The sequence below is a fragment of the Streptomyces monticola genome, assembly GCF_042665355.1.
Taxonomy (GTDB): domain Bacteria; phylum Actinomycetota; class Actinomycetes; order Streptomycetales; family Streptomycetaceae; genus Streptomyces; species Streptomyces monticola.
The window spans coordinates 243,990-265,879 of sequence record NZ_JBHTCF010000006.1 but is presented as its reverse complement, the minus strand read 5'-3'; the positions used below and the strand labels follow the sequence as shown (position 1 = coordinate 265,879).

The 21,890-nt window shown below is 68.6% G+C and carries 18 protein-coding genes and 2 tRNA genes; 11 read left to right on the top strand and 9 right to left on the bottom strand.

Annotation, left to right across the window (positions count from 1 at the left end; all coding sequences use genetic code 11):
• The first annotated feature begins 3 nt into the window (after positions 1–3).
• From gyrA to ACFQVC_RS17125, 3 genes are all read left to right on the top strand, one after another.
• Positions 4–2,631 (top strand): DNA gyrase subunit A, encoded by a 2,628-nt coding sequence (gene gyrA / locus ACFQVC_RS17135; RefSeq protein WP_381831296.1) that lies wholly within the window; start codon positions 4–6, stop codon positions 2,629–2,631.
• Between the two features lie 16 nt (positions 2,632–2,647).
• Entirely contained in the window at positions 2,648–3,295 is a 648-nt protein-coding gene (locus ACFQVC_RS17130) for a DUF3566 domain-containing protein (RefSeq protein WP_381831295.1), read from the top strand.
• Positions 3,296–3,377: 82 nt separating this feature from the next.
• Positions 3,378–3,451, top strand: a tRNA-Ile gene (locus ACFQVC_RS17125).
• 96 nt (positions 3,452–3,547) lie between these two features.
• Here the strand turns inward: ACFQVC_RS17125 and ACFQVC_RS17120 are convergent.
• On the bottom strand, positions 3,548–4,123 hold the full coding sequence (locus ACFQVC_RS17120) for a hypothetical protein (RefSeq protein WP_381831294.1): 576 nt from the start codon (positions 4,121–4,123) through the stop codon (positions 3,548–3,550).
• Between the two features lie 544 nt (positions 4,124–4,667).
• Between ACFQVC_RS17120 and ACFQVC_RS17115 the strand changes: the two genes are divergently transcribed.
• Positions 4,668–8,675, top strand: coding sequence for an nSTAND1 domain-containing NTPase (locus ACFQVC_RS17115; RefSeq protein WP_381831293.1), 4,008 nt, complete (start codon positions 4,668–4,670; stop codon positions 8,673–8,675).
• 272 nt (positions 8,676–8,947) lie between these two features.
• Here ACFQVC_RS17115 and ACFQVC_RS17110 read toward each other — a convergent pair whose 3' ends face one another.
• On the bottom strand, positions 8,948–9,529 hold the full coding sequence (locus ACFQVC_RS17110) for a hypothetical protein (RefSeq protein WP_381831292.1): 582 nt from the start codon (positions 9,527–9,529) through the stop codon (positions 8,948–8,950).
• Between the two features lie 235 nt (positions 9,530–9,764).
• Positions 9,765–10,367, bottom strand: a complete 603-nt coding sequence (locus ACFQVC_RS17105) for a hypothetical protein (protein ID WP_381831291.1) — start codon at positions 10,365–10,367, stop codon at positions 9,765–9,767.
• 673 nt (positions 10,368–11,040) lie between these two features.
• On the opposite strand from ACFQVC_RS17105, the gene ACFQVC_RS17100 reads away from it, so the two are divergent.
• Positions 11,041–11,652 (top strand): DUF2165 domain-containing protein, encoded by a 612-nt coding sequence (locus ACFQVC_RS17100; protein WP_381831290.1) that lies wholly within the window; start codon positions 11,041–11,043, stop codon positions 11,650–11,652.
• A gap of 36 nt (positions 11,653–11,688) precedes the next feature.
• On the opposite strand, the gene ACFQVC_RS17095 is transcribed toward ACFQVC_RS17100, so the two are convergent.
• A complete protein-coding gene (locus tag ACFQVC_RS17095) occupies positions 11,689–12,138 on the bottom strand; it encodes a DoxX family protein (protein ID WP_381831289.1) in 450 nt (149 codons plus the stop codon).
• A gap of 177 nt (positions 12,139–12,315) precedes the next feature.
• On the opposite strand from ACFQVC_RS17095, the gene ACFQVC_RS17090 reads away from it, so the two are divergent.
• Together ACFQVC_RS17090 and ACFQVC_RS17085 are read left to right on the top strand one after the other, a co-directional pair.
• Positions 12,316–13,539 carry an amidohydrolase family protein gene (locus ACFQVC_RS17090; protein WP_381831288.1) on the top strand — a complete coding sequence of 408 codons (1,224 nt, stop codon included), beginning with the start codon at positions 12,316–12,318 and terminating at the stop codon, positions 13,537–13,539.
• Between the two features lie 166 nt (positions 13,540–13,705).
• A complete protein-coding gene (locus ACFQVC_RS17085; protein ID WP_381831470.1) occupies positions 13,706–14,548 on the top strand; it encodes an FkbM family methyltransferase in 843 nt (280 codons plus the stop codon).
• A 55-nt stretch (positions 14,549–14,603) separates the two neighbouring features.
• Here the strand turns inward: ACFQVC_RS17085 and ACFQVC_RS17080 are convergent, their stop codons facing one another.
• The gene (locus tag ACFQVC_RS17080; protein WP_381831287.1) at positions 14,604–15,377 is read right to left on the bottom strand and encodes a glycosyltransferase family 2 protein; all 774 of its coding nucleotides are present in this window, start codon (positions 15,375–15,377) and stop codon (positions 14,604–14,606) included.
• A gap of 5 nt (positions 15,378–15,382) precedes the next feature.
• Positions 15,383–16,171 (bottom strand): GntR family transcriptional regulator, encoded by a 789-nt coding sequence (locus ACFQVC_RS17075; protein WP_381831286.1) that lies wholly within the window; start codon positions 16,169–16,171, stop codon positions 15,383–15,385.
• A gap of 220 nt (positions 16,172–16,391) precedes the next feature.
• Between ACFQVC_RS17075 and ACFQVC_RS17070 the strand changes: the two genes are divergently transcribed.
• Entirely contained in the window at positions 16,392–16,559 is a 168-nt protein-coding gene (locus tag ACFQVC_RS17070) for a hypothetical protein (RefSeq protein ID WP_381831285.1), read from the top strand.
• A 188-nt stretch (positions 16,560–16,747) separates the two neighbouring features.
• Here the strand turns inward: ACFQVC_RS17070 and ACFQVC_RS17065 are convergent, their stop codons facing one another.
• Positions 16,748–17,128: a DUF6344 domain-containing protein gene (locus tag ACFQVC_RS17065; RefSeq protein WP_381831284.1), complete on the bottom strand. Its 381-nt coding sequence runs from the start codon at positions 17,126–17,128 to the stop codon at positions 16,748–16,750.
• A 304-nt stretch (positions 17,129–17,432) separates the two neighbouring features.
• Here ACFQVC_RS17065 and ACFQVC_RS17060 point away from each other — a divergent pair, with 304 nt between their 5' ends.
• Both ACFQVC_RS17060 and ACFQVC_RS17055 read left to right on the top strand, forming a co-directional pair.
• Positions 17,433–17,561, top strand: a complete 129-nt coding sequence (locus tag ACFQVC_RS17060) for a DLW-39 family protein (protein ID WP_003999697.1) — start codon at positions 17,433–17,435, stop codon at positions 17,559–17,561.
• 230 nt (positions 17,562–17,791) lie between these two features.
• Positions 17,792–19,225 (top strand): hypothetical protein, encoded by a 1,434-nt coding sequence (locus ACFQVC_RS17055; RefSeq protein ID WP_381831283.1) that lies wholly within the window; start codon positions 17,792–17,794, stop codon positions 19,223–19,225.
• Between the two features lie 85 nt (positions 19,226–19,310).
• Here ACFQVC_RS17055 and ACFQVC_RS17050 read toward each other — a convergent pair whose 3' ends face one another.
• Positions 19,311–20,891, bottom strand: a complete 1,581-nt coding sequence (locus tag ACFQVC_RS17050; protein ID WP_381831282.1) for a serine/threonine-protein kinase — start codon at positions 20,889–20,891, stop codon at positions 19,311–19,313.
• A 113-nt stretch (positions 20,892–21,004) separates the two neighbouring features.
• A complete protein-coding gene (locus ACFQVC_RS17045) occupies positions 21,005–21,553 on the bottom strand; it encodes a helix-turn-helix domain-containing protein (RefSeq protein ID WP_381831281.1) in 549 nt (182 codons plus the stop codon).
• Between the two features lie 162 nt (positions 21,554–21,715).
• On the opposite strand from ACFQVC_RS17045, the gene ACFQVC_RS17040 reads away from it, so the two are divergent.
• A tRNA-Ala gene (locus ACFQVC_RS17040) sits at positions 21,716–21,788 on the top strand.
• Positions 21,789–21,890: the final 102 nt, after the last annotated feature.

Below are 21,890 nucleotides of genomic sequence, written 5' to 3'. Positions count from 1 at the left end.
GCAATGGCCGACGAGAACACCCCGAACACCCCCACGGACCCGAACACCCCCGTCATCCCCTCGCCCGACGAGCCCGAGGTTCCGGGCGTGGGCATGCGCGTCGAGCCTGTCGGGCTCGAGACCGAGATGCAGCGCTCGTATCTCGACTACGCGATGTCCGTCATCGTCTCCCGCGCCCTGCCGGACGTACGCGACGGCCTCAAGCCCGTCCACCGCCGCGTCCTGTACGCGATGTACGACGGCGGCTACCGCCCGGAGAAGGGCTTCTACAAGTGCGCCCGCGTCGTCGGCGACGTCATGGGTACGTACCACCCGCACGGCGACTCCTCGATCTACGACGCCCTGGTCCGCCTCGCCCAGCACTGGTCGATGCGGATGCCGCTGGTCGACTCCAACGGCAACTTCGGCTCTCCGGGCAACGACCCCGCGGCCGCCATGCGGTACACCGAGTGCAAGATGGCGCCGCTCTCCATGGAGATCGTCCGCGATATCGACGAGGAGACCGTCGACTTCACGGACAACTACGACGGCCGTAACCAGGAGCCGACGGTCCTCCCGTCGCGCTTCCCGAACCTGCTGGTCAACGGCTCCGCGGGCATCGCGGTCGGCATGGCCACCAACATCCCGCCGCACAACCTGCGCGAGGTCGCGGCCGGCGCCCTGTGGTACCTGCAGAACCCCGAGGCCTCCCACGAGGAGCTCCTGGACGCCCTGATCGAGCGCATCAAGGGCCCCGACTTCCCGACCGGCGCCCTCGTCGTGGGCCGCAAGGGCATCGAGGAGGCGTACCGCACGGGCCGCGGCTCCATCACGATGCGCGCGGTCATCGAGGTCGAGGAGATCCAGGGCCGCCAGTGCCTGGTCGTCACCGAGCTGCCCTACCAGGTCAACCCGGACAACCTCGCCCAGAAGATCGCCGACCTCGTGAAGGACGGCAAGGTCGGCGGCATCGCGGACGTCCGTGACGAGACCAGCTCCCGCACCGGCCAGCGCCTCGTCATCGTCCTGAAGCGGGACGCGGTCGCCAAGGTCGTACTGAACAACCTCTACAAGCACACCGACCTGCAGACGAACTTCGGCGCCAACATGCTGGCGCTCGTCGACGGCGTGCCCCGCACGCTCTCCCTGGACGCCTTCATCCGTCACTGGGTGAACCACCAGGTCGAGGTCATCGTCCGGCGCACCCGCTACCGCCTGCGCAAGGCCGAGGAGCGCGCCCACATCCTGCGCGGTCTGCTCAAGGCCCTGGACGCGATCGACGAGGTCATCGCGCTCATCCGCCGCAGCGAAACGGTGGACGTCGCCCGCACGGGCCTGATGGATCTGCTCGACATCGACGAGATCCAGGCCAACGCCATCCTCGAGATGCAGCTGCGCCGGCTCGCCGCCCTGGAGCGCCAGAAGATCACCCAGGAGCATGACGAGCTCCAGGCGAAGATCAACGAGTACAACGCGATCCTGGCCTCGCCCGAGCGGCAGCGCCAGATCATCAGCGAGGAACTCACCGCGATCGTCGACAAGTTCGGCGACGACCGCCGCTCCAAGCTGGTGCCCTTCGACGGCGACATGTCCATCGAGGACCTCATCGCCGAAGAGGACATCGTCGTCACGATCAGCCGTGGCGGCTACGTCAAGCGCACCAAGACCGACGACTACCGCTCGCAGAAGCGCGGCGGCAAGGGCGTGCGCGGCACGAAGCTCAAGGAAGACGACATCGTCGACCACTTCTTCGTGTCGACCACCCACCACTGGCTCCTGTTCTTCACCAACAAGGGCCGGGTGTACCGGGCGAAGGCGTACGAACTCCCGGACGCCGGACGTGACGCGCGCGGCCAGCACGTGGCGAATCTGCTCGCCTTCCAGCCGGACGAGCAGATCGCGGAGATCCTCGCCATCCGCGACTACGACGCTGCGCCCTACCTGGTGCTCGCCACCAAGGCGGGTCTGGTCAAGAAGACCTCCCTGAAGGACTACGACTCGCCTCGTTCGGGTGGCGTCATCGCCATCAACCTGCGCGAGACGGACGCCGGTTCGGACGACGAACTGATCGGTGCCGAGCTGGTGTCGGCCGAGGACGATCTGCTGCTCATCAGCAAGAAGGCCCAGTCGATCAGGTTCACCGCAACGGACGAGGCACTGCGCCCCATGGGCCGTGCGACCTCGGGCGTCAAGGGAATGAGTTTCCGCGAGGGCGATGAACTGCTCTCGATGAATGTCGTCAGGCCCGGTACGTTCGTGTTCACTGCCACTGACGGTGGGTACGCGAAGCGGACCAACGTCGACGAGTACCGCGTCCAGGGCCGCGGCGGCCTCGGCATCAAGGCCGCCAAGATCGTGGAGGATCGCGGCGAACTCGTCGGTGCACTGGTGGTCGAGGAGGCCGACGAAATCCTCGCCATCACACTGTCGGGCGGTGTGATTCGTACGCGAGTCAGCGAGGTCAGGGAGACGGGCCGTGACACCATGGGCGTCCAACTGATCAACCTGGGCAAGCGCGATGCCGTGGTCGGTATCGCTCGTAACGCCGAGGCCGGACGCGAAGCCGAGGAAGTCGATGCGGTAGTCGACGAATCGGCCGAGGGCACAGCGGCCGCCGGCACGGACGAGGGCAGCGTGCCCGAGACCGAGTAGCGCGAGGAGTTAGGTCGTGAGTGGAGCCACGGGCGCCGGAGGCAGCACAACCGGAGCGGACGGCGGCCGTGGCCCCGCCACTGACCCTCAAGGAGCGCAGGGGGGAACCGTGACGGACACCCGGGGGCCGCAGCCGGAGGCGCACGCCAATAGCGCGGAGTACGCCGGGGCGCTTCCCGGCGAGCGTCAGCCCGCTCAGCAGCCGGCCAAGCCGTATCACCCGCCGCAGGCGTATCAGGGGGCTCCCGAGGGAGGCGTCCGGCGACCGCGGACCGGGGCGCGTACGACACCGCGTACGCGCAAGGCGCGGCTTCGTGTGGCGAAGGCCGACCCCTGGTCGGTCATGAAGGTCAGCTTCCTGCTCTCCATCGCGCTGGGGATCTGCACGATTGTGGCGTCCGCCGTCCTGTGGATGGTCATGGACGCCATGGGTGTCTTCTCCACGGTCGGCGGGACGATTTCGGAGGCGACGGGCTCCAACGAGTCCAATGGGTTCGACCTTCAGTCGTTCCTGTCGCTGCCGCGTGTCCTGATGTTCACGACGATCATCGCGGTGATCGATGTGGTCCTGGCCACAGCTTTGGCGACGCTCGGCGCCTTCATCTACAACCTCTCCGCCGGTTTCGTGGGCGGTGTCGAGCTCACGCTCGCCGAGGACGAGTGAGGCCGCGCTGAGGTGCGGGACTATCGATTTTGGGACTGACGGCGTCGTGCGCTAATCTTCAGAGGTCGGCGCGCGAGCGCGAGGGGCTATAGCTCAGTTGGTTAGAGCGCATCCCTGATAAGGATGAGGCCACAGGTTCAAATCCTGTTAGCCCCACAGCAGAAGGTACGACGAAGAGGATGTTTCCCAGCTGGGAAACATCCTCTTCGTGTTTCCGGAGGGGTCCTTCCGGCCTCTTGGTCCCGTGCCTTGTTACTCGTCCCCCACGCGGTTGATCTGCTCGGCGGCGAGCCCGCCACCGGGAGCGCCTGAGCTGTCGCCCGTCGTGGAACTGACGTCGTTGGTGCCGTCGCTGTCGAGCATGGGGGCGAGGCCGCCGCCGGGGGTGCCGTCCGACTCACCCGCCGGCCGGACGTAGTCCTGGACTCCGTCGCCGTCGGTCATGGGCGCCACGCCTGAACCGCCGGGGGAACCGCTGCCCTCGCGCAGGAGGCCGCTTCCACTCCCGGGGGATCGGTCCGAGCCTTCCCAGTCCAGCAGTGGGGCCAGGCCCCCGCTGGGGGAACCGCTGCCGTCGCCCATCGGCGCGAGGCCGCCGCCAGGGAAGCCGCTGCCGTCGCCCCTGGGCGCGAGGCCGCCACCCGGGGAGCCGCCGTTTTCGACTGCGGTGAAGCCACCGCCGGGACTGCCGCTGCCCACTTCGTCCGCCGTGGCCGTACCGGCCGCGACCGCGACACCTGCCGTGGCCATGAGCGCGGCGGCCGCAGCCCGCGCAACCCTCTTCTTGATCGGCACGTTGCCCCCTGTCATCACGTCTGGCGTTGCCATGAGCGATGGTGGCCAGGGCGGAAGGGGGGCCTCCACCTCTTTCGGCGGCAGCCGAAACTCGCCGGGCGGGCAAGCCGGGTTCGGTGACGGGGTACGCGGGTCGCGATGGCCTCACCGGAGGCCGCGCACGCCGCGTCGTGTCGGTTCCGGTCCCTCCCCACGTGGGGACCGGCACCGAACGACGCGGACGAGGGCGGTCCGCGCTGCGTCGGCGTATCAGCGCGGACCAGGCGAAGCCCGGACCTGTTGACGATGGGAAAGCGGCCCGGGTGTGACCGGTCACACGGATCTCTTGCGCTCGCGCGATGAGACCGTGTAGCTCGGATGGAGATTGGCTCAGAGCGCGCGGTGTCAGAAAGCAGCCTCCGAGCACTGAGCTGGTGACCTGCCCAGACGCTGAGTGGCTGGCTCGCTGCTGCGACGTGATCCTGTCAGCTGTGGTTCAAGGAGTGGAGAGCGAGATGTCGTCCGGACTCCTTAATTGCAGGTCAGCCGTATAAAGTGAGTTTTCCGGTCCGGAAGTCCAGGTGGGCGGCAGTAAGGGGTGGAGGCCTTGAGTTCCGACTCAGGGGCACGCACGGTCTTCGCGGAACGTCTCGCACTGCTCTACACGGAGGCCGGTAACCCTCCCCTCAAGCGTGTGTCCGAAGCGGTGGTCCGGCTCCATCGGGTCGACGAGCGAGGCCGGCCCGTACGGGTGTCCTCGCAGCGGATCAGCGACTGGCGACGGGCCAAGAACGTCCCTGCCCAGTTCTCCGCCCTCGCAGTGGTGCTGCATGTCCTGATCCCCGAAGCGCGGCGCGAGCGGCCCACACCGGTGTCCGCGGGCCTGTACGACCTGGCCCAGTGGCAACGCCTTTGGGAGCGGGCCGTGGCCGACCCGGTCGGCGAGCGTGCCGGGTCGTCCGTGGAGGACGAGGAACGGCTCCAGGCGGAAGCCGCGGACCCGAGCGTGTGCCCGTACCGAGGACTGGCTTCGTATCGACAGCAGGACGCCCAGTGGTTCTTCGGCAGGGAGCGGAGCACGGAGGCCCTTGTCGCCCAGCTGCGCGCTGTCGAGAAGACAGGCGGCGGCCTGGTCATGCTCGTGGGCGCCTCGGGAGCGGGAAAGTCCTCCCTTCTGAATGCCGGCCTGGTGCCGACCGTACGCAACGGCGCACTGGGCGACGAGCACGGTCAAGCAGGCCTGGTCCTGCAGTTCGTGCCGGGAGGCGAGCCTCTCGCGGAGCTGGCCCGCCAGGTCCCCGAGCTCGCCCAAGCCGTCTCCGCGGCACAAGGGCCGGCGGGCGAAGAGCCCGGTACGCACCAATTCGCCCGGTCGGTACGGGAGTCGGTCGCGGCATGGAGGCGACGCGAGACCACGTCCGCCGCCCGCCCGGTCGTCATCGTGGACCAGTTCGAGGAGATATTCACCCTCTGCCCGGACGAGGCGCAAAGGCGCAGTTTCATCCAGCTCCTTCACGCTGTCTGCTCGCCCGCCGACAGCGACGAGCAGCCTCCTGCGCTCGTGGTCCTCGGGATACGTGCCGACTTCTACGAAGAGTGCCTCAGATATCCCGAGTTGGCCGACGCGCTGCAGCACCGGCACATGGTGCTCGGGCCGCTGACCACGACGGAGCTGCGCAAGGCGGTCACCGGCCCGGCCAAGGCAGTGGGCCTCGAACTCGAATCCGGGCTTGCGGAACTGATCATCCGTGAAGTGAGCACGGACGGGCCCCGCGGGGTGCACGACGCGGGGGTGCTGCCGCTTCTCTCGCACGCGCTGCTCGCCACGTGGCAGCGGCGGAAGACGGGGAAGCTGACGCTGGCCGGTTACCGCGCGGCGGGGGGAATCCAGGGCGCCGTGGCGGCGACGGCCGAGCGGGCCTGGTCCGGCCTCGACCCGGCGGCTCGCACCGCGGCGAGGCTGCTCCTCCTCAGGCTGGTCAGGCTCGGTGAAGACACCCAGGCCACCCGCAGGCGGGGGACGCGGCGCCAGTTGGCGGAGGAGTCGACGGACCCCGACAAGATGGAGCAGTCGCTGGAAGCGCTGGTCCGCGCCCGGCTTGTGACGCTCGACGCGGAGACGGTGGAGATCACGCATGAAGCGCTGCTCCATGCCTGGCCACGTCTGCGCGACTGGATCGACGAGGACAGGAACGACCATCTGCTGCGTCAGCGGCTCGAGGAGGACGGCAGGTCCTGGGAGGATTCCGGCCGCGACACCTCACTGCTCTACCGGGGTTCCCGTCTTGAGCAGGCCCTCGCCTGGGCGAAGTCTGCCGATGACACCTTTCTGACGCGGAGCGCGGTCGACTTCATGGCCGCCTCGGCGAAGCTCCGCAGGCGCACCGTCTGGCTCGGCCGTGGCGCGGTGGCGGCTCTGGTCGTCCTGGCGGTGGTGGCCGCCGGCTCGGCGGTGGTCGCCTGGCAGCAGCGCGACGACGCCGTGTTCCAGCAGGTCGTCGCGGAAGCCGATCGTGCCCAGGACACGGATCCGTCCCTTTCCGCCCAACTCGGTCTGGTGGCCAACCGTCTGCGCCCGGACGACCAGGGCTCGAAGAACCGGCTGATGTCGATCGTGAACGCGCCGCTTGCCACCCCCCTTCTCGGCCACACCGGCGCCGTCTACCTCACCTCGTTCAGCCCGGACGGCCGGATCCTGGCCACGGCCAGTTACGACCGGACGGTCCGCCTGTGGGACGTATCGGACCCCGCTCGTCCCGAACGCCTGGGCAAACCCCTCACCGGACACACGAGTTGGGTGAGCAGCGCGGTCTTCAGCCCGGACGGCAAGACCCTCGCCAGCGCTTCGGACGACGGCACGATCCGGCTGTGGGACGTGCGGGATCCGGGCCGCCCGCGTCCGCTGGGCGCTCCCCTGGCCGGTCACGACGGCACGATCTATCTGCTCGCCTTCAGCCCGGACGGACGCACCCTCGCCTCGGTCAGCGAGGACCGCACCGTCCGCCGCTGGAACGTTCACGACCCGCGCCGGCCGAAGGCTCTCAAGGCTTTGAAGGGCCACTCCGCCCCCGTGCGGTCCGTGGCGTTCAGCCCGGACGGACGGACGCTGGCGGCCGGTGCCGACGACGGCACCATCAGGCTGTGGAAGATGGCGGGTTCGCGTGATCCGGAACCGGTCGGCACGGTCCCGACCGGCCATACGGACACGGTGCACTCCGTGGCCTTCGCCCCCGACGGCCGCACTCTTGCCAGCGGCAGTTCGGACCAGACCATACGGCTCTGGAACGTGGCCGACCCACGCCACGCGAAGCCTCTCGGCGAGCCGCTCACCGGCCACACCGGCCCCATCTGGTCCGTGGACTTCAACCCTGACGGCACCATGCTCGCGGCAGCCAGCGCGGACAGTACGGCGAGCCTGTGGAACGTCAGTGACCGGGCGCACCCGTCCCAGGTCGGGGAGCCGCTCACGGGCGGCAGCGGGGAGATGTACGCCCTCGGCTTCAGCCCCGACGGGCGGACTCTCGCCACCGGAAGCGGTGACAACAAAGTCCGCCTGTGGTCGATTCCGACGTCGGACATGATCGGCCGTATCGCAGGATTCCGCCCGGACGGTCAGGTACTGGCCACGGCCGCGCGCGACAACCGGGTGCGGCTGTGGAATGTGGGGCGGCCCAACCGGCCCGTGCTGCTGAGCGAGCCGTTCAACCACGGTGAGGGGGACGTGCGTTCACTCGTGTTCTCTCCCGACGGGCGCACGCTCGCGGTGCTGACGGGCGGCTCCGTCCAGCTGTGGAACGTCACGCGGCCGTCCCGGCCCGCCCCTTACGGTCCGCCGGTGGAGCTGCAGACACGGTTCGCGGGCCCCGACGCACTGGCCTTCAGCCCGGACGGGCGCACACTGGCGACCGCCCGCACCGACCGCACCGTCCAGCTGTGGAACGTCGGTGCCCCGTCCCGGCCCCGTCCGCTCGGAGAGCCGCTCACCGGCCACAAGGGGTACGTCAACTCCCTCGCGTTCAGCAGGGACGGCCGCGCACTAGCCAGCGGCAGCGCGGACAGCACCGTCAGGCTGTGGAACGTGACCGACCCGCGACACGTCGGCCGGCTCGGCAAACCGCTCACGGGGCACCTGGGGCCCGTCAACACGCTCGCCTTCAGCCCGAACGGCCACACCCTGGCCAGCGGCAGTGATGACGGCACGGTCCGGCTCTGGGACATCGACGACGCTCTCGAAGCCACCAGCCTCGGCCCGCTGAGGGGTCACACCGACGCGATCGTGTCGCTGACGTTCAGCCAGGGCGGCCGCACCTTGGCGAGTGGAAGCAGCGACAACACGGTCAGGCTCTGGGACGTCACGCACCCCTCGACGGCCGCTCCTCTCGGCCAGGCGATGAGTCCCAACGCCAAGACCGGCAATTTCTTGTCGTTCAGTCCCAAGCGCCGCATGTTGGGGGTGTCGAGCGGCACGGATACCGTACGGCTGTGGAATTTGGACACCGACGAGGCGATTCGCCGTATTTGCTCGACCACTCGAGGTGTTCTGACCCGGGAAAAATGGCAGGAGTATCTCCCTCGCCTCTCCTATGAACCGCCGTGCGAGGGGTAGGGTTCGCCGCCTCTCATCTGCCGGATCGGCGCATCACGTGGCTCAAGTCACAACTGTGCGCTCTGGTCGGGCGGTTGGTTCCCTGGCGCAAGCAGCCTTGTTACTGTGGTCACAGCCCGATCGCTGGTGCATCCCCCGTCGCCAGCAATCGGGCGCTTCTATGTCTCTTTATGCGTCTCTATGCCTCGTCTCCACAAGCCGGTATGAGTCCGCGCGGAGATAAGAGGTCCGCTCCCGCCCATTGCCCGCTTATTGACCGCCTATTGGCACGGCTAGTGCTCCAGATGCATCACGTCGGCGAGAGAGATCGTGAACTCCCCTTCGTCGGACGATTGCGACAGGTACTCCTTGCCCGGCTGCATCCAGCCGGCCCTCTCCGCGGCGGCGACTGCGGCCCGCTCGGCGGCTTCCGCCTCGGCGTTCAGCGTCTCGTCCCTGCCCAGGCTTCCCTTCGCGGCGGCATCGCCGGCGGCCTTGGAGGCCTCCAGGGCGGCACGTGAGGCGGCGACCGCGGCTTCGCCGGCACCGTCGTGGGCCTGGGCGGTCTGGGCGGCGAGAGTGGCAGCGGCCGCGGCGTTCCTGGCGCAGCGGGCATGAGCGGCGGGATCGGACGCCGACGAGGTCAACGCCTCCAAGGCCGAACGCGCCGTCCGGACCGCATGTTCGGCCTTGAGAACGGGTTCTTCCACCGCTTGGCCGGCCTGACGCCCGGCTACGAGACTGCTGCCCGCGCTGGTGAGGTAATGGCAGGTCGCCGCGGTCCGGGCGGCGGCACTCCTGGTCCGCGCTGCGTGGCTCTCTCTGAGCGCGTCGTCAGCGGCGCCCGACGTCGTTCCCTGGGCTTGTTCGCGCATCGGCCATCTCCTCGTCTGTCAGGGCGATGGTGCTGCCTGGCGGCGAGCGGCAGGGTGCCACGTAAGGGACCAACAGGCCATAGCAGGGCGCGAACCAATAGCAGGGCGCGAACCAAGGGCGCGATTTCAGGCGTCACTCAGTTCCGGCCCCTCAGTTCCGGGCCCCCAGTTCCGGCCCCTCAGCTCTCGGCCCTCGGTTCTCGGTCCTCGGTTCTCGGTCCTCGGTTCTCGGTCCTCAGTTCTCGGCTTGGCGCGCCGGAGGCAGGAGGAGATCCCGCTCGGGATGCTGCTCGCCGGAGACGCTGCCGCTGACACCCAGGTCGGCCCTTGCCGTGTCGTGGAATTCGTTGATCGCGCGGAATGTGGCCCGGTTCCGCTCCCGCCAGTCCTCGAGCGTTCCCGTGATCTTTCCGGTGGCCTGCCAATCGACTTTCAGAGAAACGGCGTTGAGGCTGTGGGCGGCTTCCACCACATCGTCACCACCGAGCAGCATGATGCGTTCGAAGGCGCGTCCGCGGAGCCGGCTCGCCTCGAGTATCCCCGCCAGCATCTCCGCTTCGCTGTGTGTGCTCTCGCGGAGTCCTTCGCGGTGCTCATAGAGCTGGACGGCGAGGAAGACACTGGCCCGGATACGGTCGATATAACCCTCGTACGCCTCAAGCTTCTTCACGTCCCAGCGGGTCTGGAGTTCGCGCTTGTGGCGGCTTCGTTCCATGAAGGAATTGGTCAGGTGCGTCGTCAGCGCACCGAGCAGTACGGCAGCGATCGTGACGAGCTGTGCGCCGGTGCCCAACAGGTCCCCCAGATCTCCCAGTTGAGGGGCAGTGATCAGCAACATGACCGGGCGATCCTACGAGCGCGGCTCGGTGAGCGGTGGGGTTGGCCGAAAGAGCGTGGTGTCATGGCTTGGTCGCGACGTGCCGGGGCGACTTCCGCCCACCTTGCCATCCGGTCCGGAAAACTCACCTTGTGCGTCTGACCTGCGGTTAAGGCGTCCGTCCGGGTGCCGCAACCTCCCCAGCAGGGACGCCTGCTGGCAGGATCCCGCCGTAGAAGCGAGCCAGCCAGGCAGCGTCTGGGCAGGTCACCAGCTCGATGACCGGAGAGGTGTGTCCTCGATGCCCGGAGAGGTGCCTCAGACGTTGCCTGACCTGAGCCCGGGTTCCGTCCGAGTTACGCCGGTCTCCTCGTGTGAATTCGGGAGATCCGCGTAGCCGGTCATATCTGGACCGCTTTCACATCAACTATGGGTCCGGATTCTCCCGGTCCACGCTGCTCTGCCGACGGGGCGTGGGCCGACTTGTCCGCGCCGTATGGGTGCCGGTCCCCACGTGGGGAGGGACCGGCACCGATGCGACGCGGCTCGTGCTGTGACGGGGAAGGTTCGCCAGAGTGGCAGTAGTTCCCGTGCCCGGGGGCGGGCCGGCCGCCTGGACCGGCCTTCAGCGGGCGGGACGCCCCTGCCTCTCAGCGGCCCTGCCGGCCCGCTCACGACACATCAAGGAGAGCCCATGACCTCGGCCACGCCCACCACGACTCCGTCGTCGACGAGACCGCGCGGCCCGCTCGACCGGCTGCTTCGCCTTGGCACGCTGCCGGTCGCCGCCCTCGCTCTGACGGCCATGTCGGCGCTCTACATCGCGCTCGTGGCGCTCGGGAACCTCACGGACTTCGACTCCAACCAGCAGTTCGTCCAGCATGTGCTGGCGATGGACACCACGTTCAAGGACGAGGACGTGATGTGGCGGGCCATCGGCTCGTCCACGCTCCGCGACATCGCGTACGTCGGCATCATCGTGTGGGAGGTGCTGGCCGCCGCGATCCTGATCATGGCCACGGTGCTGTGGTGCGGGGCGCTGCGGCAGGGGACCTACGAGCGGGCCCGCCGGGCGACGACGCTCGGACTGCTCATGCTGATGCTGCTCTTCGGCCTCGGCTTCATCGCGGTGGGCGGCGAGTGGTTCTCGATGTGGCAGTCCTCCAAGTGGAACGGTCTGGACACGGCAGGCCGCAACTTCATGCTGTCGGGCTTCGTCCTGCTGCTCGTGCATCTGCCGTCACCGCAGTGGGGCCGGGCCGATGCCGGTGCGCCGGGCGCCGATACGCCGGACGCGGGCCGGTAGCGCGCCCCGCTCGCGCGGATGGGCGGCAGGCCGCGGTCAGATGAAGAGCCCGAGGGCGTTGTCGAGTGACCAGGCCTGCCAGCTCATGGCGAACAGCGCGGTGAGAGAGATCAGCGCCATCATCAGGTTCTGTCCCTGCTCGGCCCAGTCGTGGATCATCAGCACGAGGTACAGCAGGTTGAGGACGAGCCCTCCGACGAGTGCGACCGGAGTCAGGAAGCCGACGATGAGGCCGAGGCCGAGGGCGAGTTCCGCGTAAGCCACGATGTAGGCCATGAGGCGCGTGCGCGGCTTCACCGTCCGCTCGAACCCCTGCCGGACGAACGACCAGCGGTGCTTCTCCGCGACGCCCACCGCCCAGTCGATGCCGCTGCCGGTGAACCAGGTCTTCTTGTCCTTGTGGCGCCAGCTCTCCAGCCACCACAGGCCGAGGCCGATGCGCAGGACCGCGAACCACTCGGCTCCGCTGAGCCAGATCGTCTGCATGCTGTGCCCCTCCACCAAGTAGATCTGACGAGTCGTCAGTTCAGCGGATGCCGCGTGATCCCGCAAGAGGTGGAGTTCAGGAACTCTCCTTGCTGCGCGGGGACTCAGCCCATACTCTCGATCTGATGGGTCGTCAGATTTGGCTTGGGTCACCGTCAGCCAGTAGGGGGTAACACCGTGGTCGGCAAGGAGAGCGGCACCAGCGAGATTCCCAAGGTCATCAGCGTGGACGATCACGTGATCGAACCCGCGCACCTCTTCGACACCTGGCTGCCGAGCAAGTACCGCGACAGGGGCCCGAAGCCCTTCACCGCCGGCATCGGCGAGCTGGAGTACATCGGCGGCAAGTACAAGTTCACCACCGACCCCGAGGGCCAGATCACGGACTGGTGGGAGTACGAGGGCGAGATCTTCCCGTACAAGCGCATCATCGCCGCCGTCGGCTTCTCCCGTGACGAGATGACGCTCGACGGGATCACACGTGACCAGATGCGGCGGGGGTGCTGGGACCCGAAGGCGCGCCTGGCGGACATGGACATCAACCATGTCGAGGCCTCGCTCTGCTTTCCGACCTTCCCGCGGTTCTGCGGCCAGACCTTCGCCGAGGCCAAGGACAAGGAGGTCGGGCTCGCCTGCGTGCGGGCGTACAACGACTGGATGGTGGAGGAGTGGTGCGGGGACAGCGGGGGCCGGCTCATCCCGCTCTGCCTGATCCCGCTGTGGGATATCGACCTGGCCGTCGCGGAGATCAAGCGCAACGCGGCCCGGGGAGTGCGTGCCGTGACCTTCAGCGAGATCCCGACCCATCTCGGACTGCCGTCCATCCACTCGGGCTACTGGGATCCGTTCTTCGCGGCGTGCGAGGAGACGGGGACCGTCGTCAATATGCACATCGGCAGCAGCAGTCAGATGCCGGCCGCGTCACCGGACGCGCCTCCGGCTGTGCAGGCCTCGCTCAGCTTCAACAACGCCATGGCCTCGATGATGGACTTCCTGTTCAGCGGGGTGCTGGTGAAGTTCCCGCGGCTCAAACTCGCGTACAGCGAGGGGCAGATGGGATGGATTCCGTACGCCCTGGAGCGCGCCGACGACGTGTGGGAGGAGCACCGGGCCTGGGGCGGCGTCAAGGACCTGATCCCCGAGCCGCCGTCCTCGTACTACTACCGGCAGATCTTCTGCTGCTTCTTCCGCGACAAGCACGGCGTCGAGTCGATCGAGACCGTGGGGGTCGACAACGCCACGTTCGAGACGGACTACCCGCATGTCGACTCGACGTGGCCGCACACGAAGCAGGTCGCCGAGGAGCACGTGGGCCACCTTCCGCGGGACGTCGCGTACAAGCTGCTCCGGGGCAACGCGATCCGGATGCTGGACCTGCCCTTCGACCGGGAACGCGCCTGACCCGGAAGCCCTGAAGGGGCCCGCGGTGGCTGCGAGCAGGCGGCCACCGCTACCGTTTCGCTGAACCCCGGCGGAAGGCGAGCGGTTGAGTAACCCCTTTGCAGAGGCTCTGGTGACCCTCGGGCGCCGCTACGTCCGGGACGCTCCGGGATCTCTGGGCAAGCCGATGCTGGCGGCCCGGTACCTGAACCCACACCTCCGCGACTTCCCGCGGCAACGCGTCGTCGAAGTCGGGTCGGGCGCCCGGTTCGCCGTCGACACCCGCGACCTGATCCAGCGCTACCTCTACCTGTTCGGGGTGTGGGAGCCGCACATGACCCGTTGGCTCCGCCGTCGCCTGCGGCCCGGGGACGGGTTCATCGACGTCGGTGCCAACATCGGCTACTTCAGCGTGCTCGCCTCACACCTCGTCGGTGACACCGGCGAGGTGGTCGCGATCGAGGCTTCTCCCGAGTTCCATCGCGGTCTTCTGCAGCAGACGCGGATCAACGGCTGCACGAACGTCCGGGCGGTGAACGCGGCGGTGTCCGACGTCGAGAAGCGGCTGACCTTCGTCCTCGCGAGCTCGCGCAATACGGGAGCGAACAGCATCGTTCCGTACGACGGACCGGCGGAGTCGACGTTCGAGATGACGGCCCGTCCGCTTCCCGATCTCCTGGAAGCCTCCGAAATCCGCAGGGCGAGAGTGATCAAGATAGATGTGGAGGGAGCCGAGGGCGGGGTCGTACGCGGGATGGTGCCCCTGCTCGACGAACTGCGGCCCGACGCCGAGATCACGGTGGAGGTCACACCGGACCGGATGGCCCGGCTCGGTGACTCCGCCGACGAGTTGCTCGAGGTGATGCGGAGGCATGGCTTCCACGCCTATCGCCTGGTCAACGACTATGCGCCGGAAACCTATCCGGCCGCGCTGCGGGCTGCGCCGGCCGTCCCCGTGCGCCGGCGCGGCCCGCTCGTGGGAGAGAGCGACCTGATCTTCTCGCGGGTCGACGCGGAGACGCTGCCCTGACCTGGTTACGGGACGGGGGCCGGAGACGCTCCCTGACCTGGTTACGGCGTTCCGGTCAGTCCGTGGCGCCGTCGTCGTCCGCGGGGTAGTGCCAGCCGAAGTCCGCAAGGGCCCGGGCGCGGGCCTCCACGACCGCCATGCGCGCGTCCCGCTCGGCCGTGTCCACGTGGGAGGCCTGGCCGGTCGCCTGCCCTTCCCACTTGCGGTACAGGAGGCCGACCTCGCTGGAGAACCAGCCGCGGCTCACGGAGTTGAGCGCGAGGAGGAGACCCGTGTCCTCCGAGGCGGGAAGCGCCATCCAGCCGCCGAGCGCGAGCAGCAGATCACGGCGGACGAACAGCGTGGCCGGGTGCACCTGCGCGCGGAAACCGTTCGCCTTCCAGTGCTCGAGGACGGCGTCACGTGCGATCGGACCGTGCTCCGGGTCTCCGGGGAAACCGACGGTGGAGCCGTCGGGCATCAGGTCCAGGACGCGCGATGTCGCCCACCCGAGGGTGCGGTCGCCTTCGAGCGCGGCAAGGTCGCGGGCAAGGGTGCCGGGCGGCAACTGGTCGTCCGCGTCGAGAACCTTGACGTATGCGCCGTCCGCCTGCGACAGGGCGATGGTGCGCGCGACACCGGGCCCGCCGGCCCGGCCCTGCCGGAAGGTGACCCGTTCGTCGTCCGGCACATGGGGGGCGACCGCGTCGCTCTTGCCGTCCTCCTGGATGAGCCAGTGCCACTCCCAGCCGTCCGGAAGCTCTTGATCGCACAGGGACTTGTACGCGTCCGCGAGGTACGGAGCGGACGGCGGGTGAACGGGAGTGACGATGATGATGCGCCGGCGCACGGCACTCACCACCTTTCCAGAGAAGTGGTGAAGAGCAGTTCCGTGCGGTCACCGGGCAGGATGACGTCGGACATCTCCACGACGCGGTCATTGGTGTCGTACGAGGTTTTGTGGAGGACCAGAACCGAGGTGCCCGGCGGGAGTTCCAGCTCCTCCGCCTCCTCGTGACCCGGCGGGCGGGCCGTGATCCGCTCCTCGATCCGGCCGAGCTCGATCCCGACGGTGAAGAGCTGGTTCTGTGTGCCTCCCGGCCACGGCTCGTTGGCGTCGTCCAGGAGGTCGGGGTTCGACTCGACCGAGGAGCGGACGAGGTACGAGGTGTTCAGGGCGAAGGGGGCCGTGTCGCCGGCGTACCTGGTCCGGTAGGTGCGCTCCAGCAGGGCGGTTTTCTCGGGAACGCCGAAGATCTCGGCCAGGCGCTTGTCCGCCTTGATCTCCCGGTAGGCGGCGGAGAAGACCAGCTCATCGATCTCCAGGCCGGTGTCGTGCTCCGTCGCGCCGGTCTCCTGCCGTACGGCCTGCGGTGCGCGCGCTCGGCTCTTCTCCCACTGATGCCGGGAGTTGTTGCGCAGGGTCCTCGCCCGTGGCTTGCGTACGAAGGTGCCGCGGCCGTGCTGCTTCTCGACCAGTCCCTCGTCGACCAGGACGCGGAGTGCGTTCTGGATGGTGGGGACGCTCTTGCGGAACTCCTCGGCGAGCTTCGTCTCCGCCGGCAGTCGATCCCCGGGACTCAGCTCACCGGCACGGATGCGCTGTCGGATGTCGTCCGCGATCCGCTCGTAGACCTTTGCCACTCGCGCTCACCGTCCCGTCGGCCTGAACGCGACTCACCCTACGACTCCTAAAGAGGTCTTGACGACCCATGGGCGTTGTCACCATACGTCGTCGGGGCGCACGTGCAGGCCCGTCAGCCTGGGACATGACCCAGCCTGCAGGCGTCAGTGCCGGAACGGTGTCGACGTCGTCGACCGTCCGGCGATGGTGCGGTGCGGTGCGGGAGGAACGCGCCTCCGCGTGGTGGAGGCGATGGATGATCTCGGCTGCGTGCTGCGTGCTGCGTGCTGCGTGCTGCGTGCTGCGTGCTGCGTGCTGCGTGCTGCGTGGTGCGTGGTGCGTTCTGTGTTCTGCGTGCTGCGTCAGGGGCGGGCTCCGGAGGAGACCGTGGCGCACCTGGCGCTGTAAGGCGTTCGGTTCGCATCGCCCACGTTGCGGACGACATGCGACACCGCTTGAGGATCGGGTTGACGCGCGACGGGGAGGAGTCCTCTATCGGCGTCGTGCTCTGCACCAGCGGTAGGGCCTATGTCCATCAGGAGAAGAAGCCGCTCTCGCCAGGGCGCCGACCTGTCAGGCCACGGCAGACCGTGAGGTCAGAGGCCCTGGAGCTCTTCGGAGTTTCCGGGCCGTGTGCGTTCCCGGGTCAGTTCTGCCTCCGTGGCCGCGTCGACCTGGTTGACGTCGGACAGCGGCGTGGAGAGCTTCAGACCGCGGCTGCTGGGCGAGGAGCCGTGTGCCTCGGCGCGGATGCGCTGCTTCATCGTGGGCGGCCTGGAGAGGTCGTACGGTGTTGCCGCGGATGCCTGGGCCGCGGGCCGGGTCACCGCGGAGGCGGCGCTGCTGTTGCCGGCGCTGTCCTGCTGCGGTACGGCGGGGGTGGCGGCGGCCGTGGTGATGAGGCCGAGAGAGGCGAAGAACGCCAACAGAGCAGTCACGATGACGGACCACACACGGGTGACCTTGTGGGAAGCCATGATCCCTCACTTTCGGGTCGGACGATTTGCGTACTTTCCTCATGATGTGTACGCGGCCCGAGAAGTGCGGGAGCATCGTCCGTGATTCGCGGATCTTCAGATGAACACCACCCGGATGGCCGCAAGTGCCCCGAAGGGCTCCGAAAGTCACTGAGTGTGCGGTCCGCGATGCGGATCGTGGTGGCCGTCGACTGCCGTGTTCCATGCGGGAGTTGGGTCGGCGGCAGGTCACCGATCGATATCGGTCGGTGTGTATAGTCGGGCGCCAGAGGTCCCCTACGTCAAGGAAAGACGAGGTAGCGCGGTGAAGAAGCTTCTCCTGGTCGCACTGGCCGCCATCGGCGGGCTCCTCGTGTACCGCCAGATCCAGGCGGATCGCGCCGAGCAGGATCTGTGGACGGAGGCGACTGACTCCGTGCCCACAGGTTCGTGAGTATCAACAGTCTCTTCACAGGCCCCGGTCGCTGACAGCGACCGGGGCTTTGTGTTGTGTGGGACACGTCGACCTTAGCGCAAGCGAAGGTTTTGGTTGCGTAAGCAAACGCGCCCCTATAGGGGCGGATTTGCCGCCGACGGGAAACGGACGATTCGCATCCATCCGCAGACAGTGCGGTGACGTGCGGTGCAGGATGGTCCCGGCCCGGCGGCGACTAAGGGGGCGTGATGAAGTGGCGCGGCAGGGGGCGCTGGGTGGCGTCCGCGATGGCGGTGTGCGGGCTTGCGCTGCTGCAGGTACCGGCGAGCGCGGCGGACGAACCGAGTCCGTACCGATTCGCCAAGGACGCGCAGCGCATCGACGGCGCCGAGACCCCTGGCGACGCTCCGCAGCTCAACCCGGGCCCGGCGTACCGGAGTTCCATCGGTCCTGGCCGCAGGCTCTACTACAGGGTCGAGTTGGACGGCGCCTCCAGCGCCTATGCCTCGGCCGTCGCCGTTCCCGGGGCCGGCTCGCAGGTGGCGTACGGAGACGGCATCACGGTGATGCTGCAGGACCAGCAGGGGAAGAGCTGCGGCTCCGTCAGTGATGCCTCTTTCGGTTCCGCCGACTATCCGACGCCACTGGCCGCCTCCGTCGGGAGGCTCATCGAAGAGGGCAGCAGGCGTTGCCAGGAGCCCGGTCAGTACTACGTCCTCATTCAGCGGGAGAGCGCCCAGGACTCCACCCGCGGCGACTGGGATCTGGAGCTGACCTTCGACGAGGAGCCCGCCCTTGCGTCCGGTGGCGGGCGGGCGCCGGAGTCCATGGACCCGGTTGCTCCGCCGCTTCCTTCAGGGGCGGCGAAGCGCGCGGCGGGCGGCAGCGGCTTCAACGACGCCCGGATCCTCAAGAAAGGTGTCTGGGAGGACACCCTCAGGCCTGGGGAGTCACTCTTCTACCGGGTGCCGGTGGACTGGGGGCAGCAGCTGTCCGCGCAGGCGGAGCTTGGCAGTGCGCCCAATGGCGCCGGCGGCGGTGTCGGTCTCGGCGTCAAGGCCCTGAACCTCACTCTCCACAACCCGGTCAGAGCGCCGGTGACCACTGCCGGGACGAACTACCGGGGTGAGCCCGCGTCGGCGGTTCTGGACGCCGTCGCTCCGGTGGCGTACGAGAACCGCCTCGCGTCGAAGTCCGAGATCAAGGAGATGCGCTTTCCCGGCTCGTACTACCTGAAGGTGACGCTCGACCCGAAGCTGCGGGAGAAGTACGGCGACAAGGGGCTCCCGGTGACCTTGAGCGTCGGCGTCACGGGGCAGCCCAAGACGGATGTCGCCTACGCGGAAGACCCGGGCATCTTCCAGGTTTTCGACGGCGGTGAGAACGCTCCTGTGGGCGGCGGGGGAGCCGAGGGGGACTCTTCCGGTGGCGGCGGGAGCGACGCCATGAAGGTGGTCGCGGCGTCGGGGATCGGTACGGGCACGCTGCTTGTCCTCGTGCTCGTGCTGTGGACGGTGCTGGCGCGGCGACATGCGGCGTCGGCGGCGGCCAAGGCGGCCCAGGCGGCCCAGGCATCCGCCCCGGCCCCGGCCCCCGCCTCGTCTTCGTCCCCCGTTGCCGGGCAGGAAGCGGCGGACCGAGGCAGGGCGTCGATGACGTACGGGCCGCCCCAAGCCTGGTAGCCGAGCGGGATGTTGCGCCTCAGATGGCGGGGCGCTGCGCCTCAGACAGCGGGGCGTTGCGCCTCAGACAGCGGGGCGTTGCGCCTCAGATACGGGCCAGGGCCCAGAAGCCGACCGCGAAGCTGAGCAGGGCCAGCAGCAGGACCGGGACCGTCACTTTCGCGGGCGGTCCCGGTCGGCGTTTGCGGCGCCGGTGCGCGGCGGGCGCGGAGGCGGGTGTGGGCGTGGGCGTGGGGGTGGGAGTGCCCGTGCGGGCGTGCGCCGTTGAGGCCTGTGCCGCCGGGGCCTGTGGTGCTGGGGCCTGTGCCGCCGGGGAGCCCGGCGCCTGAGGCTGCGTCAGGTGCGGCTGTGCCGACTGCTCTTGCGGAAGTGGTGCCGCCTGAGTGGGAACCTGCGGGCGCTGAGCGGTGTATGGACGAGTAGGAGGGTATTCGCGCTGCACTGCGGCCGTGGACGTGTGGGAGGGCACATGCGCGGGTTGAGGAGCTGGTGCCGGAGGCTGGGGCGCCGGAGCGTTCGCCTGACCGGCCGCCGGAGTGTGTGGCGGCGTATGAGGGCTGTCGCTGGGCTGTGCGGGCACCGACGACGGGAGGGGCCCGGCGGCACTCGGGGCCTGGACCGGCATGGGAGTGGGCGGAGTCGAGGGCTGCGGCGGTGCCAGGGGCGCCGGTGGTGGCGGAGTCGGCGTCGGCCGCCCGGGAGGTGGGGGCAGATGGAAGCTGCCGGTGTCCGAAGGAGTGGGCGGCCTGCCCGGAGGGCTCGGCGGAAGGGGTGTGGTGCTGCGCTTGGCGGGGCCGTCCGGCCCGAATCCGGTCGGCAGCGGCCCCAACTGATCGAAGATCTCCACCAGTTCGTCGTCAGGACCCGGTTCGGGCAGCAGGTCGACGGCGGCGCTCAGGGCCTTGCGCGCACCTGTGGCGGTGCGGAATCTGGCCTCCGGGTCCGGCTGCAGCAGGGTCGCGATGACCTGCCAGAGCGGCTCGGGAACCCCTTGCGGGGCATCGGGGGTGCCGTGCTCGGCGAAGTGCTCGATGAGCGCCCTGGAATCGGGCTTGGCCCCTTCGAGGAGATACAGCGCGACCAGGCCCACCGCGAAGAGATCACCGGGAAAGTCGGGCTCATCGCCCAGCATCTGCTCCGGCGCGAAGTAACCCGGCGTCCCCACCACATAGTTGGTCTCGGTCAGCCGGGGCTCGCCCTTGCGCATCGCGATGCCGAAGTCGGACAGACGCAGGTGCGGCCGGCCGGTGCCGGTGGCTTCGAGAAGTATGTTCGCCGGCTTGATGTCGCGGTGCACGACACCCTCCGCGTGCACCGCCGTGAGCCCGGAGAGCAACTGATCGAGCAGGGTGCACACATAGCGCGGCGACAGCGGGCCGTAGTCGCCGATCACATGCGCCAGGGAGCCGCCCTTGACGAGGTCCATGGTGAACAGGACCTTGTCGTCGTCGGCCGCCCAGCTGGCCGGTGCCAGGACATGCGGATGGTCGATGCGCAGGGCCTGCTCGCGGACGAACCGGAGCAGGGTGTGCGCATCGCTCTGCTGCAGGACCTTGGCGGCGACATAGCGGCGCCGGCGGTGGTCCCAGGCGCGCCAGACCGCGCCTGTACCACCGCGTCCGATCGGATCGACCAGTTCGTACCGGCCGGCGAAGACCTCACCCATGGCCCTGCTGCACTCCCAGCCCAGCCTGCGCGGCTGCTCGGACTACTGCTCTGAGCTGCTCGGCCCGGCCTGAGACCGTCCGGCGCGAGGGCCGAACGATTTCAGCTCCGAGGTCAGCTCTGATGCGCCTCATAGTGGGCGACGGCGTCCGCGGTGCGCCCGGCGCCGTACACCCTGAGGAACTCTGCCAGTTCGGGGTGGGTCGGGGCGAGGGAGTCCGCGGCATCGATGATGTCGCCCGCGGCCGCGACGGAGCGCAGCAGGGACTGGATCTCGCGTACCACCCGCTTGACGGTGGGCGCACCCGAACTGGTCGCTGTCTGGCCGGTGTTGGTGAGCACGGAGCCGCCCTGTGACTTCTTGATCTCCTCCATGCGCTCGGTGGCCTCCGCGGCGCTCACGCTGCCGTCCGCGACCTGGCCCGCGAGCTGCTGCAGATGCTGGACCCGCTGGACCACGGCCGGATTTCCGATCTTGGCCCGCTGGCCGCTCATCAGCTGGGAGAGCATGGGAGCGGACAGGCCGAGGACCGCGGCGAGCCGGGCCTGGTTGAGGCCCAGGTCGTCGATCAAGCGCCTGAAGAGTGCCCCCAGAGGCTCTCCGTACCAGCTGCGCTGCAGTTCCCTGGCTCTGGCGGTGGCTTCCTGCTGTGTGGCATCCATTGGCGTCTCCCCTTCGCTGCTGCGAACCTCGCCGAGCATCTTACGGAGAGTGGTCGTGCACCGGGACCCCCAATCTTTTTGCGAGACTCGGGGGGTGACCCGGTACTCTGGTCTGCGGTGACCGACCGACCGGGGAATCTCCGGGCGGACCCGCCGTTTCCCGGGGCCTTAGCTCAGTTGGTAGAGCGCTGTCTTTGCATGGCAGATGTCAGGGGTTCGACTCCCCTAGGCTCCACACCCGAAGAGCCCCTCTGGCCTGCGAAAACGCATGCCAGAGGGGCTCTTCTCGTGCTTCTGATGGGCACGCAGTGGGCACAGCCGTTCCCTTACGGTCTTA

Coding starts and splice junctions, on each gene's coding strand:
- ACFQVC_RS17050 (WP_381831282.1), bottom strand. CDS start 20,891: ATGGGTGAGGTCTTCGCCGGCCGGTACGAACTGGTCGATCCGATCGGA.
- ACFQVC_RS17105 (WP_381831291.1), bottom strand. CDS start 10,367: ATGTTGCTGATCACTGCCCCTCAACTGGGAGATCTGGGGGACCTGTTG.
- ACFQVC_RS17085 (WP_381831470.1), top strand. CDS start 13,706: ATGCTGGCGGCCCGGTACCTGAACCCACACCTCCGCGACTTCCCGCGG.
- ACFQVC_RS17055 (WP_381831283.1), top strand. CDS start 17,792: ATGAAGTGGCGCGGCAGGGGGCGCTGGGTGGCGTCCGCGATGGCGGTG.
- ACFQVC_RS17100 (WP_381831290.1), top strand. CDS start 11,041: ATGACCTCGGCCACGCCCACCACGACTCCGTCGTCGACGAGACCGCGC.
- gyrA (WP_381831296.1), top strand. CDS start 4: ATGGCCGACGAGAACACCCCGAACACCCCCACGGACCCGAACACCCCC.
- ACFQVC_RS17120 (WP_381831294.1), bottom strand. CDS start 4,123: ATGGCAACGCCAGACGTGATGACAGGGGGCAACGTGCCGATCAAGAAG.
- ACFQVC_RS17095 (WP_381831289.1), bottom strand. CDS start 12,138: ATGCAGACGATCTGGCTCAGCGGAGCCGAGTGGTTCGCGGTCCTGCGC.
- ACFQVC_RS17110 (WP_381831292.1), bottom strand. CDS start 9,529: ATGCGCGAACAAGCCCAGGGAACGACGTCGGGCGCCGCTGACGACGCG.
- ACFQVC_RS17045 (WP_381831281.1), bottom strand. CDS start 21,553: ATGGATGCCACACAGCAGGAAGCCACCGCCAGAGCCAGGGAACTGCAG.
- ACFQVC_RS17065 (WP_381831284.1), bottom strand. CDS start 17,128: ATGGCTTCCCACAAGGTCACCCGTGTGTGGTCCGTCATCGTGACTGCT.